This is a genomic window from Bacteroidota bacterium, assembly GCA_016718825.1.
In the GTDB taxonomy this organism is placed as follows: Bacteria; Bacteroidota; Bacteroidia; order J057; family JADKCL01; genus JADKCL01.
In genome coordinates this window covers 105,675-123,679 of the sequence record JADKCL010000023.1, presented here as the reverse complement: position 1 = coordinate 123,679, position 18,005 = coordinate 105,675, and the positions used below count along the sequence as shown (strand labels likewise).

6 protein-coding genes are annotated in these 18,005 nt (G+C 52.6%); 5 read left to right on the top strand and 1 reads right to left on the bottom strand.

Annotated elements, in window-relative coordinates; all coding sequences use genetic code 11:
* Positions 1-60: 60 nt before the first annotated feature.
* Positions 61-9,774, top strand: a complete 9,714-nt coding sequence (locus tag IPN95_21370) for an HYR domain-containing protein (protein ID MBK9451917.1) — start codon at positions 61-63, stop codon at positions 9,772-9,774.
* 235 nt (positions 9,775-10,009) lie between these two features.
* A complete protein-coding gene (locus IPN95_21365; GenBank protein MBK9451916.1) occupies positions 10,010-11,470 on the top strand; it encodes a hypothetical protein in 1,461 nt (486 codons plus the stop codon).
* Between the two features lie 16 nt (positions 11,471-11,486).
* Here IPN95_21365 and IPN95_21360 read toward each other — a convergent pair whose 3' ends face one another.
* Entirely contained in the window at positions 11,487-13,262 is a 1,776-nt protein-coding gene (locus IPN95_21360) for an alkaline phosphatase D family protein (GenBank protein MBK9451915.1), read from the bottom strand.
* Positions 13,263-13,491: 229 nt separating this feature from the next.
* Between IPN95_21360 and IPN95_21355 the strand changes: the two genes are divergently transcribed.
* From IPN95_21355 to IPN95_21345, 3 genes are all read left to right on the top strand, one after another.
* Complete coding sequence (locus tag IPN95_21355; GenBank protein MBK9451914.1) at positions 13,492-15,273, top strand: tetratricopeptide repeat protein; 1,782 nt, start codon at positions 13,492-13,494, stop codon at positions 15,271-15,273.
* Positions 15,274-15,575: 302 nt separating this feature from the next.
* A complete protein-coding gene (locus IPN95_21350) occupies positions 15,576-17,255 on the top strand; it encodes a glutamine--tRNA ligase/YqeY domain fusion protein (GenBank protein MBK9451913.1) in 1,680 nt (559 codons plus the stop codon).
* 78 nt (positions 17,256-17,333) lie between these two features.
* The gene (locus tag IPN95_21345; protein MBK9451912.1) at positions 17,334-17,846 is read left to right on the top strand and encodes a hypothetical protein; all 513 of its coding nucleotides are present in this window, start codon (positions 17,334-17,336) and stop codon (positions 17,844-17,846) included.
* Positions 17,847-18,005 lie beyond the last annotated feature (159 nt).

Genomic DNA, 18,005 nt, shown 5'->3' with positions numbered 1-18,005 from the left:
CTAATGCATCTGAATATGAAAAATCTAAGATTCATTGTTGCGATCATTTTTGCGTTGTGTATGTCATTTCTTCCGAAGAATGAGGTGCAAGCACAGTGCGGATTTGACAATTCGTATTGGGGCGGTTATACCTTGGGTGGTGTAGGCAGCTCAGTCCAAGTTGGATACTATGCTGGATACTATATCGGCGTTAACGTCGTTGCTGGCGGTACCTACACCTTCACAACTTGCGGATTGGCAGGTTGGGATACACAATTGTCCTTGTACAATTCCAGTTTGCAAGCAGTCGCCTACAATGACGATGCCTGCGGATTGCAATCCAATATCGTCTATACCTCCAACTTCACGGGAACCTTGTATGTATTGCTCGATCAATACTATTGCAGTAACTCCTTTTCATTTGCATCCGTGCAGGTGACGGTGAATTCACTCCCGATTTTGTGTCCTGATTACAGTTTTACAGCACCATTTAACCATGCTGGCTCTACATCAGGTGATGAATGTAACTTGCGCACTGGTTTGGACCGCACCTATCGTGTGACGATTCCTTGTGCCGGAAACTGGACCTTCAGCCTTTGCGGTTCCTCCTTTGACACATATATTTATGTGAGCACAGGTTGCTGCGGTGGCTCGGTCTTGGCACAAAACGATGACTTCTGCGGTTTGTCATCCGAAGTCACTGTCAACCTTGCTGCCGGCACCTATTATGTAGATGTCGAACCTTGGAGCGGTGGTTCCGGTTCCTACAACCTCGCTGTAACTGGCGGAAGCACGACCACGGCCAATGCCGGAGCCGACGTTTCCATTTGCCAAGGCCAAGGCACCACCTTGAATGGTTCGGGAACGAGCGTAAACAGCTATTCCTGGTCACCAACGAATGGTTTGAGCAACCCCAATATAGCCAATCCAGTCGCTTCTCCGACCACCACAACCACGTATACATTGACAACGACAGGCAACTGCGGCACAGCAACCGACCAAATGGTCGTGACGGTGACCCCTAGCCCGACGGCCAATGCAGGTTCCAATGCCACGCTTTGCGGCGGTGGCAGCGTTCAATTGAATGGAACGGCTTCGAACTACACTTCGGTGTCTTGGAGCCCAACAATCGGTTTGAGCAATCCCAACATTCTCAATCCGACGGCATCGCCATCTTCTACAACGACCTATACCTTGACGGCTTCGTCAGGTGGTGGTTCAGGTGGTGTCGATCAGTCTTCATTGACTACGAATACCTACATGGCAGGCTTCAGCCAAGGTGATCTTGCGCAATCGTTTATTCCTGCGCAAAACACCATGTGTGGAGCAAGCGTCTATTTGCAGCCAGGGGTTGGTTCAGGCACGGGTGACATCACCATCAGCCTGTACACCAACCTTCCCAACTTGGGAGGTACCTTGTTGCGCAGCGGAACTGCCACAGGCGTCGCGCCAGGTGGTACGGCCACTGTCAGCTGGTCTTCTGTCAGCGTATCTCCAGGAACAACCTATTACATGGTATATACCTCGACAAATGGTTCGTTGGGTTTGACGGGTAACACCACCAATCCTTATCCAAGCGGTCAGGTGTATGCTAACCCCGGTTATGGTTCATTTCCTGGATTTGACTACACTTTCCAGACGTTTTCCTGTGGTGGCGGCGGTTGTACGGCTACCAGTCAGGTTACGGTTACGGTCAACAATCCTCCAGCGGTCAACGCAGGTGCCAACGCATCGATTTGCGCCGGTGGAAGCACCGTGTTGAATGGTTCGACCAATGGTTCCAGCTATTCTTGGAGTCCGACCGTTGGTTTGAGCAATCCGAATATCTTGAATCCGGTTGCTTCACCAACGACGACGACCACTTATACGCTGACAGCCTCCAATAGTGGTGGTGGATCTTCGATCGCCTACAATGAGGCATTCGTCAGCGGTGTCAGTCCACTTACACAGGCAACGGCTTGGTGTACATTCCGTAGTCAATTGCTGAATTCGTTGACTTATAGTACATTGACAATTCGTGGTTCGGCAAATCCGCTGGGCATTACGCTTTCTGACCCTGTAGCTGTTGCAAATATTGCAGCTGCATTGCGTACTGCATCCAACTACTCCTTCACGGATCTCAGCGGCAATGTTTGGGCTGTGTCCGTGGGTTGTGTTTCGGGCTCCTCACCTTGCCCAGGTTCCCCTGGGGTGGTGCTCACCGTCAATGCTTCCAATTGCAGCTGCGAAAGCCCAGCGCCCAACGTCTATGTCGTTCGACCTGAGATCAACAACCTCAACTGGGGTGGTATCACGACGGGCGGATGTAATTCTCCAAGCCAGACGATGGAGGTCCTTTTTGGCAGCAGCAGCGGATGCTCAAGCTCCAGCCAAATGACGGTGACCGTGAATCCACTTCCAACCGTAAGTGCTGGACCTGATGCAACTGTTTGTGCTGGTCAAAGCACGACATTGAATGGTTCCGGCTCCGGTTATTCCAGCCTTTTGTGGACTCCTGGTACAGGTTTGAACAACGCTTCGATCCTGAATCCAACGGCAACACCAAGCACCACCACCAACTATACCTTGACTGCTACAAGCGGTGCAGGTTGCGTTGCTTCGGATGCTGCTATGGTAACGGTTACGCCATTGCCAAATGCGAGCTTCACCGGCTTGAATTCGACCTATTGCACCACAGCCGGACCAGCGACACTGACTCCTGCTACACCTGGAGGAACTTTCTCCGGTTCAGGCGTTGTTGGCAATACGTTTGATCCTACCTCGGTTTCTGTCGGCACTTACAACGTGACCTATACGATTCCAGGATCTACAGGTAGCTATTCCTACAGTGCTGTACCTTTCAGCCCACGCCCAACAGGTGGCAACTTCGTCTCCTTGAGCGATGATGCAATGTCATCAGCTGTTCCCATCGGATTCAACTTCAACTTCTATGGTGTGAACTATAGCCAGTTTGAGATTTCTTCGAATGGTTTTATCAGCTTCAACTTGGGAACCTTCCAGAATGGTTGCTGCTCAGGTGGATTGCTTCCGCAGCCATTTGGTCCGACCAACATCATTGCAGCAGCATGGGAAGACTTGTATCCTCCAGGTGGTGGATCGGTTTCCTACAACACTACAGGTGCACCGGGTAGCCGTGTTTGCGTGATCAGCTGGGATATTCCCCACTATTCAGGTAGCTATGGCTATTTCAACGTGACCACACAGATTCATTTGTACGAAGGATCGAATATCATTCAGATCCACACATCACAGATGAACTCTGACGGAGGTTTGCACACCCAAGGCATCCAAGACAATGGCGGAACGCAGGCTGTGACGACCCCCGGTCGTAACTCCACGAGCTGGAACGCCTTCAACGACGGTGTCCAATTTGCACCAGGCAGCAGCTGTGGCAATTCTTCAACACAATCTGTGTCTGTCATTCAGTGCAACCTGCCACCTGTGGCTGTTTGCCAGAACGTGACGGTTTCCGCCAATGGCAACTGCCAAGGTTCTGCAACTGCCAGCCAGTTCAACAATGGCAGCTCTGATCCGAATGGTGATCCATTGACGTATGCTGTTTCACCTGCCGGTCCTTATGCTTTGGGCAATACCAGCGTGGTGTTGACTGTGAGCGATGGGCAGTTGACTGCAACTTGCAATGCCACTGTGACGGTCGTAGACAACACATTGCCATCGATCAGCTGCCCTGCCAACGTGACGGTACCTGCTTCGAATGGAATTTGCGGTGCAGCAGTGAGCTTTGCTTCTGCAACTGCAACTGACAATTGTGCAGGTGTTTCTGTATCGTTGATCGGCGGATCTGCTTCTGGCAGCACCTTCCCAGTCGGCGTGACCACCAACACGTTCAGGGCAGTAGATGGCAGCGGCAACTCTGCAACCTGTTCCTTTACAGTGACGGTGACTGATAATCAGGTTCCTGTGATTACTTGCCCTGCGAACCAAACGGTTTGCTCAGTCGCAGGTACTTCCACTGCAGTCGTTACCTACAGTGCAGCTACGGCTACGGACAACTGTCCTGGCGTGAGTGTTGCACAGACTGGCGGACTGTCATCCGGTGCTGCTTTCCCATTGGGAGCCAACACGGTGAGCTACACTGCTACGGATGCAAGCGGCAACACAGCAGTCTGTTCATTCACGATCACGGTCAATACCTTCAGTGGAAACAGCCAAGTATTTGCTGAGCGCATTGGAAATGTGACGGCAACCACACTGATTCCAACGCATGAAGCTGCCAACGGCTTTGACAATGATGGTTATACCATGACGGGTACAGCTGACGTCCGCAATACGCTACCTAGCGTAGGCTACGGTGGAGCCTCTGGCGGTGCCAACGTATTTTTCACCGGCGCAGGCCGCACATTCGAGATTTCAGGAATCAATACCTCTTCCTTCTCGACAATGGGTATGGCCTTTGGTATCTTCAAAAGCACTACCGCATCCAATGGTAGCGACTTTTTGATTCAGGCGAGCACGGACGGGATCACGTACAATACGATTTTCCATTCGCTGCTTCCAACGGGTACCGGTACCGCAGTTTGGTCCACAATGACGGCAGTCGGTTTCCCTTCGGCAGCAAATCTCCGGATTCGCTTTACCAATCTGGGAACAACACAATACCGCATTGATGACATCATCCTTGGCGGATTGACCAACACGGCTACGATCACCAACGTTGGTAACACAAGCTTCTGCAACGGCGGAAGTGTGACCCTCGTTGCAACGCAGGCTGCAGGTTATCTCTGGAGCACGGGCGAAACAACGCAAAGCATCACGGTGGCCACGGCAGGGAATTACAGTGTAACCGTTACTTCTGCAAATGGATGTACAGCTACGGCTGGTCCGGTTGCTGTGACGGTTTTTGCCAATCCATCTGTCACTGCTTCAGGTGTCAATGCAACTTGCCCTGGCTACACCAACGGTAGTGCCTCGGCACTTGCTACGGGTGGCACGCCTTCTTACAGCTACCTCTGGACCCCTGGCGGTCAGACTGGTGTAACTGCCAATAACATCGGTGCAGGTACCTATTCGGTGCAGGTTACAGATGCCAACGGTTGCACAGCTGCAAGCAACGCGGTGACCATTACAGACAATGACATTGTGGCTCCTGTGGCCCTTTGCCAGTCTGTAACCGTGCAATTGAATGCCGCGGGCGTGGGTTCGACCACCGCTGCTGCTGTCAACAACGGTTCTACTGACAACTGTACGATTACTGGTTTGAGCCTGAACAACAGCAGCTTCGGTTGCGCCAATGTCGGTTCCGGCAATACCGTGATCCTCACAGTGACAGACATCGGAGGTAATACCGCCACCTGTTCGGCAATTGTAACGGTTCAGGATTTGATTGCACCTGTTGCACTCTGCCAGAACGTGACCGTTCAATTGGACAATACCGGTAATGGTTCGACCAACGCTGCTGCTGTCAACAATGGTTCGACCGATGCCTGCGGAATCGCAAGCACCTCTTTGAGCCCAACTGCATTCACTTGCGCAAACGTCAATGGTACACCTGCTGCGAGCTTGTTTATCTCCGAGTACATCGAGGGCTCAAGCAACAACAAGTGTATTGAAATCTTCAATGGCACTGGCGCTGCGGTGAATCTCTCCGGATACTCGCTCCGTTACTACTTCAATGGTAGTACGTCGGCTGGTACCGTGATCAACTTGAGCGGTACTGTTGCCAATGGTGATGTCTTTGTCGTATGCAGCAGCCTTGCAGGCGGTGCATTCACTTCGCAGGCAGACTTGTTGAGTGCTTCTAGCTTCTACAATGGAAATGATGCGATCGAGTTGCGCAATGGCACGACTGCAATCGATATCATCGGCCGCATTGGTCAAGATCCAGGTACTGCTTGGACGGGTGGAGGCCTGAGCACTGTTGACCGTACGTTGGTAAGGAATGCAGGCATCTCGGCTGGTAATACAGCGAATGCAATTGGTTTCCCAAGTTTGGTATCTGAGTGGACCGGCTTTGCAGTCGACAACAGCGCCAACCTCGGAGGCCATAGCTTCACGGGTGGAAACAACGTGGTGTTGACCGTGACCGACGTCAACGGCAACAGCAGCACTTGCTCGGCTAGCGTGACTGTTCAGGACAACGTCGCCCCTGTGGCGCTTTGCCAGAGCGTGACGATCAACTTGGCAAGCAGCGGTAGCCAAACGGTTGCAGCAAGCAGCATCAACAACGGCAGCTCTGACGCTTGCGGTATCGCAAGCACCACGCTGAATCCGAACACTTTCACATGCGATGACTTGGGCGTGAACAACGTGACCTTGACGGTGACGGACGTGAACGGCAACAGCAGCACTTGCGCAGCGACCGTGACGGTGACCAACGATCCGTTGGTCGCTACCACGAGCAGCCCAACGTTTGCTTGCGGTTACAACGTGACTTGCAACGGTGCAACGAACGGCAGCGCAACGGTCGCCACGACTGGTGGATGCTTGGGTTACACCTATCTCTGGAGCAACGGTCAGACGACCGCAACCGCAACAGGATTGGGTGCAGGCACACATTCGGTGACGGTGACGGACTTGAACGGAACGACGACAACTGCGTCGGTGACACTCACCGAGCCTGCCTTGTTGACGAGCGCCACAACGAGCCCGACCTATCAGGGCGGCTGGAACGTGAGCTGCAACGGAGCAGCTGACGGCAGCATCGACTTGACGGTTGGCGGCGGCGCAAGCTGCTTGGCTTATACCTATCTCTGGAGCAACGGTGCCACGACCGAGGACTTGTCCAACATCGGTGCCGGAACCTACAGCGTGACGATCACCGATGCCAATGGCTGCGTGACCACGTCGAGCATCACATTGACCGAGCCTGCCCTGTTGGCCAACACGTTGATCCCACAAGTCTACCAAGGCGGCTGGAACATCTCCTGCAACGGTGCATCTGACGGTATGATCTTCGCGAATGTGAGCGGCGGAACGCCTGCTTACAACTACGCTTGGAGCAACGGTGCATCGACGCAATTGGTCAGCGGCTTGACGGCTGGAACTTACAGCGTGACGGTGACCGATGCCAATGGCTGTTCAAACGTACAGTCGATCACATTGACCGAGCCACCGTTGATGACCGACGCGATCAGCGCCTTGGTACGCAGCTGCGGCTACAATGTGAGCTGCAACGGTGCAACCGACGGCAGCATCGACTACACGGTAACCGGCGGAACGGCTCCTTACATCTACAACTGGAGCAACGGCGCGACCACGGAAGACATCAGCGGCTTGGCCGCAGGTACCTATTCTGTGACCGCAACCGACCGCAACGGTTGTACGACAAGCAGCACGATCACCTTGACCGAGCCTGCTTTGCTCACCGCTAATATCGCCTTGGGTACATACGCTTGTGGCTACAACGTGAGCTGCAACGGCTCCAACGACGGTAGTGCAACAGTGAGCGTGGCTGGCGGATGCGGTCCTTACACCTATGTTTGGAACACGTTGGGTACCACTTCGACAATCAGCGGATTGTCTGCCATCGCAGTTGCGGTGACGGTAACCGACGCCAACGGATGTCAGGCATTTGCCTCCGACGAATTGATGGAGCCTGCATTGTTGGTGAGCAGCGGTGTCGCTGCGACCTACACTTGCGGAACGAATGTTTCTTGCAACGGCGCAAGCGACGGCAGCATCAACTTGACAGTGACGGGCGGTGCAAGCTGCTTGACCTACACCTATCTCTGGAGCAACGGTGCAACCACCGAAGACGTGTCTGGCTTGACCGCCGGTACCTATTCTGTGACTACCACCGACGCCAACGGCTGCTCGACTGTGAGCACGTTCACCTTGACCGAGCCTGCCTTGTTGGCAAGCAGCGGTGTGGCTGCGACTTATGTCTGCGGCACGAACGTAAGCTGCAATGGTGCATATGACGGAAGCATCAACTTGACAGTGACAGGCGGCGCAAGCTGCGTGGCTTACACCTACAACTGGAGCAACGGTGCAACCACCGAAGACGTGTCTGGCTTGACCGCCGGTACCTATTCTGTGACTACCACCGACGCCAATGGTTGCTCGACTGTGAGCACGTTCACCTTGACCGAGCCTGCCTTGTTGGCAAGCAGCGGTGTGGCTGCGACTTATGTCTGCGGCACGAACGTAAGCTGCAACGGTGCATCTGACGGAAGCATCAACTTGACAGTGACAGGCGGCGCAAGCTGCGTGGCTTACACCTACAACTGGAGCAACGGTGCAACCACCGAAGACGTGTCTGGCTTGACCGCCGGTACCTATTCTGTGACCACCACCGACGCCAATGGTTGCTCGACTGTGAGCACGTTCACCTTGACCGAGCCTGCCTTGTTGGCAAGCAGCGGTGTGGCTGCGACTTATGTCTGCGGCACGAACGTAAGCTGCAACGGTGCATCTGACGGAAGCATCAACTTGACAGTGACAGGCGGCGCAAGCTGCGTGGCTTACACCTACAACTGGAGCAATGGTGCAACCACCGAAGACGTTTCTGGCTTGACTGCCGGAACCTATTCTGTGACGATCACCGACGCCAACGGATGCAGCACTTCGAGCAGCTTCACGCTGACCGAGCCTGCAGTTTTGGCTAGCGCTGGCGTCGCAGCAACTTATGCTTGCGGAACCAACGTGAGCTGCAATGGTGCAGCTGATGGCAGCATCAACTTGACGGTAACCGGCGGCGCAAGCTGCGTGGCTTACACCTACAACTGGAGCAACGGTGCAACCACCGAAGACGTATCTGGCTTGACCGCCGGTACTTATTCTGTGACGATCACCGATGCCAACGGATGCAGCACGTCGAGCAGCTTCACGCTGACCGAGCCTACATTGTTGCAAAGCAGCGGCGTTGCGGCAACCTACGTGGGTGGCTACAACATCAGGTGCTTCGGCGAAAGCAACGGTTCGATCAATCTGACCGTCACCGGTGGCGCAAGCTGCCTGGCCTACAACTTTGCATGGAGCAACGGCGCAACCACAGAAGATGTCAGCGGCTTGTCCGCAGGTACCTACACTGTGACCGTGACCGATGCCAACGGCTGCAGCACGACCAGCACATTCACCCTGACGCAGCCTGCGCCTGTGGTGTCGGATGCAGGTCCTGATCAGTGCGTGCTCTTCGGTTACACCACCAACAACTGTGCAACCCTCGTGGGAACACAAACTGGCGGTGTTGCACCTTATGTCGTAAGCTGGAACATCGGTTCGTCGACCGGAACATTGGTGAGCAACAGCTCAACGGTGACGGTTTGCCCATCGGTGACCACCACTTACTGCTACACGGTGACCGATGCCAACGGCTGTACCTACACCGATTGCATGGTGGTGAACGCCACTGACATCCGCTGCGGAAACAACCTGCAGAAGATCACCATCTGCCACACGCCTCCCGGAAACGGTGGCAATCCGCAGACGATCTGTGTCGCTGTCAATGCAGTTGGTCAGCACATCCCTGGACACACGGCTGACTACCTCGGCGCTTGCGGCGCGGTATCGCCATGTACCAACCTCAAAACCAATGAGCCAAGCAGCGCAGCTGCCGCTCAAGACGGTGGCGAGGCTGAATTGGCAGCCTTCCCTAACCCATTCAGCAGCATGACAACGGTGCGCTTCAGCCTTCCACAGGATGGCGCTGCCGAACTGCGTGTCTACAGCATGACGGGCGAGGAAGTTGCAGTTCTGTTTGACGGTTTGGCAGAAGCCAACCGCAGCTATGAAGTCGAATGGAAGCCTTCAAGCGTCGCTCAAGGTATCTACTTTGCCAAGCTTGTTACAAGCAACGGCACGGTGATGACCAAGAAGTTGGTGCTGAACAGGTAATCATCTGTCAATGTAAAGTTGATAATTGAAAATGGAGAATTGGCAGTCGGTTGTTCCCTTGGGAATGGCTGGCTGCCAATCTTCTTTTTTACCAATTCGACAGGGGGCCTATAAACGTCTCGCAGGAGATTGCAGATAGATCTGGTTGATTGAAAAGCGCAGGTCGGAAGCGTCAAACGTGGTCGTGAGAGGTTGGATTCGCCATTTCTGAAATAATTTCGTCTATTTTGAGGGAATGAATACGATTCAGCCACGGTTGATGCTTTGCTTTTGGGTGTTGATCGCCTTCTGGGCATTGGGTTTCCAGACAGGAAAGGCAACTGTGGTGACATTCCAAGTCGATCTTAGCCATGAACCCAATCTTTCTCCGAATGGCATTCATGTTTTGGGAACATTGAACGGGTTTGATCCGGCGGCCACGGCGATGACGGCGGTAGGAGTGGGGCAATACGCTGTATCGATCAACTTGGCTACAGGTTCGGAGATCATGTACAAATTCGTGAATGGCAACACTTGGCAGGAAACGGAAGGCGTTTGGGGCGAATGCGCTTTCAATACCTATCGGTTGCTGACCGTTCCATTGAACGATACCCTTTTGCCGATGGTTTGCTTCGGATTTTGTGACTCGGCTTGCACATCACCCACGGGTCGTCGGGTGGCATTCGTCGGGAACAGCATTACATTTGGCTACGGGCTTTCAGATCCTCCGCGGGAGAGTTTCACGACGGTAATCCAAGATTCATTGGGAATCGGGACCCTTGTCGGGAATTTTGGAGCTTCGGGTACGGCTGTGATTCGAGCGGCAGGTAATCCCTACCACCTCAGCGACCCATTCCGGCATTTGTTGCTTTTTGGACCTGAGGAGGTATTGATTCTGCTGGGAATCAACGATTCGAAGGCAGGAATTTGGGGAACCTACAGCAGTCGATTTTCTGCAGATTATGATTCTTTGTGGCGGGCTGTCGATACGTTGTCTTCCAATCCCCATTGCTGGATCGGGCTACCCACAACGGCATTCAGCGGATTATTCGGGATTGATCCACAGGTGTTGACCGATTCGATCGTGCCAAAAATCGAGGCACATGCACGCCAATATTGCTTGGATCAGATTGACCTGCAACGCTTTACCGCAAACCTTTCGTCAGGCTTTCCCGACGGGATCCATCCTGATTCGGCGACGCACCGAATATTGGCAAACGAAATTCTGCGCGTGATGGCGATGCCAAGACCTCAATTGCAGCAAAATGGGCAGCAGCTTTGGACGACGGGTGGCTATGCCTGGCAATGGTACCGTGATGGAGATACCGTTTCCACAGCGCTAGGAGGCCAATCAGATACGCTTTGGGTCACAGCTCCAGGAAACTACAAGGTTTCCGTTCAGGTCGACAGCATTTTCCACCATCGACTGACCTCTGATTCGTTGTTTGTGGTGCCCGTTTCGAACTCAAGCGCATGGAATGCAGGGCTCAAGGTTTTTCCTAACCCCAATCATGGTATCCTTCGATGGGAATTTGAACAAGCACCATCGGCAAGCATCCACCTACGGATGCTGGATTCAAAAGGGACGCTGATCACCGAAAAACAGGGAATACCTTCAAAAGGCCAAATCACACTTCCACAGTCTGTACCAGGAACGTATTACTTGGATTTTGAGATAAATGGAGGCCATTGGGTGCGTTCCATTATTGTTGAATAGGTTGGTAATCTGCGGATTAGCGCGCAATCACGACCCTTCGCACATCCGACCGTGCGCCTTGCACGATGCGTAAGGCATACACGCCCGCAGGTAGCCGATCGATCGACATCACATATTCACCCCCAACCATTCTACCTGATCTCACCACGGCACCAAATTCATTCACAAGCTGGAAATCCGCCACAAAAGGTGGGTTGCCGAGGCGAATCGTGATTTGATCATTGCTCGGGATTGGAGAGACTTGCCATTCCAGGACGGGCTCAGCATTGTTTGCTGCGCTCAGTAAGGAAGAATGCAACAACAAAACACTTCCCATCACGTCGCCGACTTTGTCGACAGCGCTTAACCGGCAGGAATCGCGTCCAAAGATCTCGACCTTGCCAAAGCCATTGTTCAAGCTCCCACCATTGAGTCCGTTTCCGCCGCCATTCCACAGGGAATCGGTCAATGCCGGCAACCCAAACAAGGAAAGCAATTGCATTTGCTGGGAAAGGCTGCGGTCCGCGACACTCAATCCGCTGGCATTCAATTCCGGCAAGCCGGCATTGGTTCCATCGTCGACCACATTGTTATGCGATTGGCCACTCAAAATGAAAATGTCCTTCAATCCCAGACTGTCGATGAAATTGAGTAACCGGTTCTGATCCGTTGGAAAACCCGACCAATTGTTGCTGAAAGCCGTCGCAAAACTGAATCCCGATCCGACCCCGGGTACATTCACCAATTGACTCTGCAATCCAAAGTCGATGTAGCGTTTTTCACTCTTGTTGAACACATTGCCAATGCAAATCACCTTCCAATCTGCTGTGCTGTTGCGGAGTCCATCGAGCAACCAATTCATCTGGATTTGCCGTAGAAGGGTATTGTCCGGCCCCGGATCAAAGGAATATTGGCCGGATTGGGTATCCAGTTTCAAGGTACTGCTGAGGGGGCTCGCCGTACTGCGCGTGTCCAGGAAAAACACTTCTGCATTTCCCAAAGTGAACTTGTGAAAAATCCCTTCGCTGGTGTCCACGAGGCCATAATGCGGAAAAAACTGCTGATAGCCTTTAATCACATTTCGGCGCACGGAGTCGGGCACATAGGTTTCCACAATGCGGTGATAGGTGAGGAGGCCCACTGTCGAATCCAGGATGTCGTTGTAATAATTGCGGGTGCTGCCCCCCTCGGTGAAGTCGTCGTCGTCATAGACATAGTCCACGGGCAAGTCCCGCAACATCTCGCGCATATTGATTTCCTCGTAACGCTTGCGGTAACTCAATTCTACCATGCTCCAATCCTCGGGATAGTTGCTCGGCAATTGATAACTCGGATAGGTCCAGTCGCCGAGGTGGATGAAAAGATCGGGGTCGTGTCGTGGAATTTCGAGAAATACGTCCATATCGGCGGTTTCTTGACAGGAACCTGCCGTCAGCACGTAGTGGCCTGCTTGACCGGAAACGGGAAAGGTTTTGAAGCTGCCTTGCGTTGAATCGATTTGCCCTGAGAATTTGAACCGGAGGTAATAACGCGTCGAAGGCACCAATCCTTGAAGTGAAACAATCTTCGAATTGTCGAGATTGGGGCTCGTCGCCGAACTCAACGTTGATACGCCACTCCCAAATTGGGGATCGGTGGAATATTCCAAATCGAAGCTCATCGCGAACGTACTTCGGATGTAAACGGATGCACTGTCAGGGCCGACAGCCCCAATAATTGGTCCGTGGGTGATCCATTGTGCGGCCGATTTCAACGGTAAAACCACCGTCAAAAGCATCAGAATAGCAACAATAACATGCGTCAAACGCTTCATCGCAATCATTTTTGTGTTCGGATACAAGTTAGATTTTTTCCTTCAAATGGGGGAGGTAAAAGGCTTCAGGCATGGAAATGCAATGATTTGTTTTCATGTAAACCCTGAATTTTGTGGCAGCAAGCGCTTCATTTCCACACCGCCACGGAGCATTTGCCCCCTGAATCCATCAGGCTAGTCTGCTGCCACCAAAATTTCCGTAACTTCGCCGCCCACCCGCTGAATCTCTATGAATACGAAGGAATTGGAACAACGCTACGCAAAGGCCGTCGCTGCCCACAAAGCCGGCCGACTTGCGGAAGCCGAACTACTTTATGGCCAAATTTTAAAGGATGTACCCTTGGCGGATGCTGTCCTGACCAACATGGCCGCCATACAATACACCAAGGGGAATTTTGATCAAGCCTTGAAGTATGTCGATAAAGCATTGATTGTCAACCCCATTAATTTGGATGCGGTGATCAATCGCGCCTCTACCTTGTTGGCAATCGGCGAGCAGGAACAGGCGATACAAGCTTATCAGCAGGTGCTCCATCTCGACGAAAAGAATGCCCTCGCCCATTACAATTTGGGGAATATCTTCTTTGATCGCGGTGAGTTTGCAATGGCCGAAAAGAAGTTCAAACGCGCCACAGCGCTGAATCCTGAGCTTTTCCAGGGCCATTTTAACCTCGGAAATGTGCTCGCGAAGACAGACCGCCCGATTGAGGCCCTTTCTTCGTTTGAAAAAGCACTTTCCGTGAACCCCGCGCATGTCGGTGCAAATCACAACCTCGCAGCATTGCTGTCAGAATTGGGAGATTGGCCGGCAGCTTGGCGGCAACTCAATCTGGGATTGGAAATCTTGCCGGATGCGGCCCTTTTATGGACGCTCAAAGGTAAATTTTTGTCTGACGTAGGTCGTTTTGAAGAAGCGCTTGCGGCGATCGAAAAGGCCCTTGAAATCGATCCCACACTCGTAGATCGATGGATCCAAAAAGGCAATACGCTGCGCGACATGCGGCGCATCGACGATGCACGCTTGGCATTTGAGCGCGCCTTGCTGATTCAGCCGGGTCACAGCGGAGCCGCGCGCAACTTGCAGTTGCTTTTGGCCGATCAAGTGCCTGCATGGCATTTTTCGATGTTGGCAGATGAAGGGCGCAACCGCGCCTACGACAAGGTCTTGCGCAGTTTGATGCAACCCGGCGACACCGTTCTGGATATCGGAACGGGTTCGGGCCTGCTCGCGATGATGGCCATACGCGCAGGTGCCTCGGAGGTGATTGCTTGCGAGCGAGAGCCGGCCATCGCCGAGGTCGCCAAGGCGATCATCCTCAAAAACGGTTATGCCGACAAGGTCAAAGTGCATGCACTTGACTCCCGCTTGCTGAAATTGGGCAAAGAAGTTGCCGAACGCGTCGATGTCATCGTGTCGGAAATTTTGGATGTTTCTCTGCTGGGCGAAGGCATGTTGCCCAGTATCCGGGCAGCCTTGCGGAGTTTGGCGCACGAAGATACCCGCGTCATTCCAGCAGGTGCGACCGTGATGGTGCAATTGATCGAATTGCCCGAAAGCTACTATGATCCCGGCCTTGAAAATGTGGAAGGATTTGATCTCCGCGAATTTGACAAATTCCGTCAAGCAGGTGGACGCAAGACCATGTACTTGCGTTCAGACCACGATTATGGCGTTTCCGAGATTTTGCCCCTGCGCGTTTTTGACTTCTTGCGCCCCGGAAAGGCCATTTCAGAAGAAGAACCCGAGCGATTTTCCATCCGCTTTGAAAACGTCGAAAACAAAAATATCGATGGCATTTTGATGTGGTTTGAACTGGAACTGGATGCAGATACCCTCCGCAGCAGCGGCCCCGGCGGCGAATTTGAACACTGGGGACAAGCATTTTATCCGCTCACGCCAGCGCCTGAACCTGGCAAGCCCGTCACCATTGACTGCGAAGTCCACGATTTTGGATGGGGATTCAAGGTGAAGGGAATTGAGAAACCCGAAGGGTTCAGCGAAGCTAATTGAGAATGGAGAATGGAGAACTGCGAAGCAATCGACGAAGTCAATTGCGAAGCATCACGTCCCCCAGAGGGGCCCCGCCAAGCTCAAGGATAACTGAGAACAACTGCATAGCACAACATCACAAGACCTTGAAAAGCAAACTGAGTCTTTGAATGTTTACACATGAGAGCAATCACGTTAGTAAACCTGTAGGGATCAGCGAGCTAATTCCAAATTGCAAAACTGCTAACCGCTAATTTCTAACTGCTAAGTGAAAGCACAGACTTTTCACTTTTCCCTTTTCACTATTCACTTAACTTTGCGCCATGAGCCATCCAGTTGAAAATTCATCCTCCCCGGGCAACTTTATCGAGGAGATTGTTGCCGAAGATTTGAAGTCGGGCAAGCATTTGAGCATTCAGACGCGGTTTCCGCCTGAGCCGAATGGGTATTTGCACATCGGTCACGCCAAGGCAATCTGCTTGGATTTTGGACTTGCCAAGGAATATGGCGGCAAATGCAACCTGCGTTTTGACGATACCAACCCGACCAAGGAAGAGACCCGCTACGTCGACGGCATCAAGGAAGATATTCAATGGCTTGGTTTTCAGTGGGATGCTGAATACTATTGCTCCGATTATTTCCCGCAGCTCTACGACTGGGCCGTCGAATTGATCAAGCAAGGAAAGGCATACGTCGACGATACCCCGCAGGAGGAGATGAGCCGTCAGCGCGGCGTGCCTTCACGTCCGGGCGAGGAAAGCGCCCACCGCAACAGCAGTGTGGAGCGTAACCTCGACCTCTTCGAGCGCATGAAAAATGGCGAATTTGACGAGGGAACCTACGTTTTGCGTGCCAAAGTCGATATGACTTCGCCCAATATGCAGATGCGCGATCCGGTCATGTACCGCATTCTCAAAAAGCATCACCACCGCACCGGCGACCAGTGGGTCATCTATCCGACCTATGACTTCGCGCACGGTCAAAGCGATTCGCTCGAAAAAGTCACGCATTCGATCTGCACCCTCGAATTTGAAGTCCACCGCCCGCTGTATGAATGGTACATCGAGCAATTGGGGATTTTTCCTTCCCGTCAGATCGAATTTTCACGCTTGAACCTGACCTACGTCGTGATGAGCAAGCGCCGGTTGTTGCGTTTGGTCACCGAAGGCTACGTCAGCGATTGGGACGATCCACGCATGCCGACGATCTGCGGTCTGCGCCGCCGTGGCTACACGCCCGCTTCCCTGCGCAACCTCGCCGAGCGCGTCGGCGTCACGAAGGTCAAGTCGGTCACCGATTATTCCCTCCTCGAATTCTTGATTCGCGAAGACCTGAACAAAATCGCCACTCGCGCTATGGTCGTCTTGGATCCGCTCAAATTGGTGATTACCAATTGGGAAGTTGGCCAAACGGAAATGATGGAAATCGAAAACAATCCCGAGGATCCATCCACCGGCGAACGTTTGGTGCCGTTTGGAAAGGAATTGTGGATTGAGCGCGACGACTTCGAAGAGAATCCGCCCAAGGGCTTTTTCAGGCTCGGACCGGGCTTGGAAGTACGCCTCAAAGGTGCCTACATCATCAAATGTGAGGACTTTGTGAAGGACGCAGATGGCCATGTGACCGAAATCCATTGCAGCATCGATCCGACTTCGCGAAGTGGACGTGATACAAGCGGTAAAAAGGTCAAAGGAACCATTCACTGGGTAAGTGCAACAGATTCCGTGGACGCTGAAGTGCGCTTGTACGACCGTTTGTTCTCCGTGGAAGATCCTGATGGTCAATCCACTGCCGAGGACCGCGACTTCGTGGAATTCATCAATCCCAATTCGTTGCAGGTGATCGAGAATGCAAAAGCCGAACCTTGTCTGGGCGTCGCCAACGCTGGTGACCGCTTCCAATTCATGCGCAAGGGCTATTTCATTTGCGATCAGGACAGCACCGATGCAAAGAAGGTGTTCAACTTGACCGTTAATCTCCGCGATACCTGGAAAAAGGGTTGAGTATTGGTGAAAACGGTTTCTGGGCAATCAATTCGCATCGAATTTGGTCGCCATGGATTCATGTTGTTAATTTGATTCATGGCGATATCTGTAAAAACTGTCGGTCGGTCCGTTTTGGAATCGATGCTATTTTTGGCATTCCTCTCGATGGGGATCACCATTTTAAGCAAGATTGAGCCTGAAGGGTCGCAAAGCGATTCTTGGTATTGGATCACCATTCCTGTCTTGTGTACCGTGGCTTCATTGCTGGTCGCATTGGTTTTTCCGAAGCCAACCTATTGGCGTGCCTTTTTCAAATTCCTTTTGGGGGCCTTTTTGACGATGGCGATTTTCGGGATCATCCTCGCCATAGTAGGCCCTATTTTGTTCAGTTGGATTCTGGAATTGCTTTGGGGAACAGGGGGTTACATTTGGGATTGGGCCTCAGGAAATGGCGTTGCGGCAGGTGTTGGTGCGGTCATGATGTACATCTTCTTTACCATTTTCGTCTTCGGATTGGTACTTTCAGGCCTGTTTGCGCTTACCAATATGCTGGTTGTCATCGGCGTGAATATGTTCATCGAAAGAAGGAATCAAGGACAGGCGCAATAACCATCCCACAATGTGGTGCCAAGTCTTTTAAAGTGCCTCCGTTTCCAATAGCTTGCGCTGAATGAATTGCGGGGTCCGGTCGATGCGAATCCTCCTCAATTTTGATTCCCCTTACCAAACAATCCCAACGTTTGGCGGTTCATCTTCCATTCTAAATCA

Coding starts and splice junctions, on each gene's coding strand:
- IPN95_21345 (MBK9451912.1), top strand. CDS start 17,334: ATGGCGATATCTGTAAAAACTGTCGGTCGGTCCGTTTTGGAATCGATG.
- IPN95_21355 (MBK9451914.1), top strand. CDS start 13,492: ATGAATACGAAGGAATTGGAACAACGCTACGCAAAGGCCGTCGCTGCC.
- IPN95_21350 (MBK9451913.1), top strand. CDS start 15,576: ATGAGCCATCCAGTTGAAAATTCATCCTCCCCGGGCAACTTTATCGAG.
- IPN95_21365 (MBK9451916.1), top strand. CDS start 10,010: ATGAATACGATTCAGCCACGGTTGATGCTTTGCTTTTGGGTGTTGATC.
- IPN95_21370 (MBK9451917.1), top strand. CDS start 61: ATGTCATTTCTTCCGAAGAATGAGGTGCAAGCACAGTGCGGATTTGAC.
- IPN95_21360 (MBK9451915.1), bottom strand. CDS start 13,262: ATGAAGCGTTTGACGCATGTTATTGTTGCTATTCTGATGCTTTTGACG.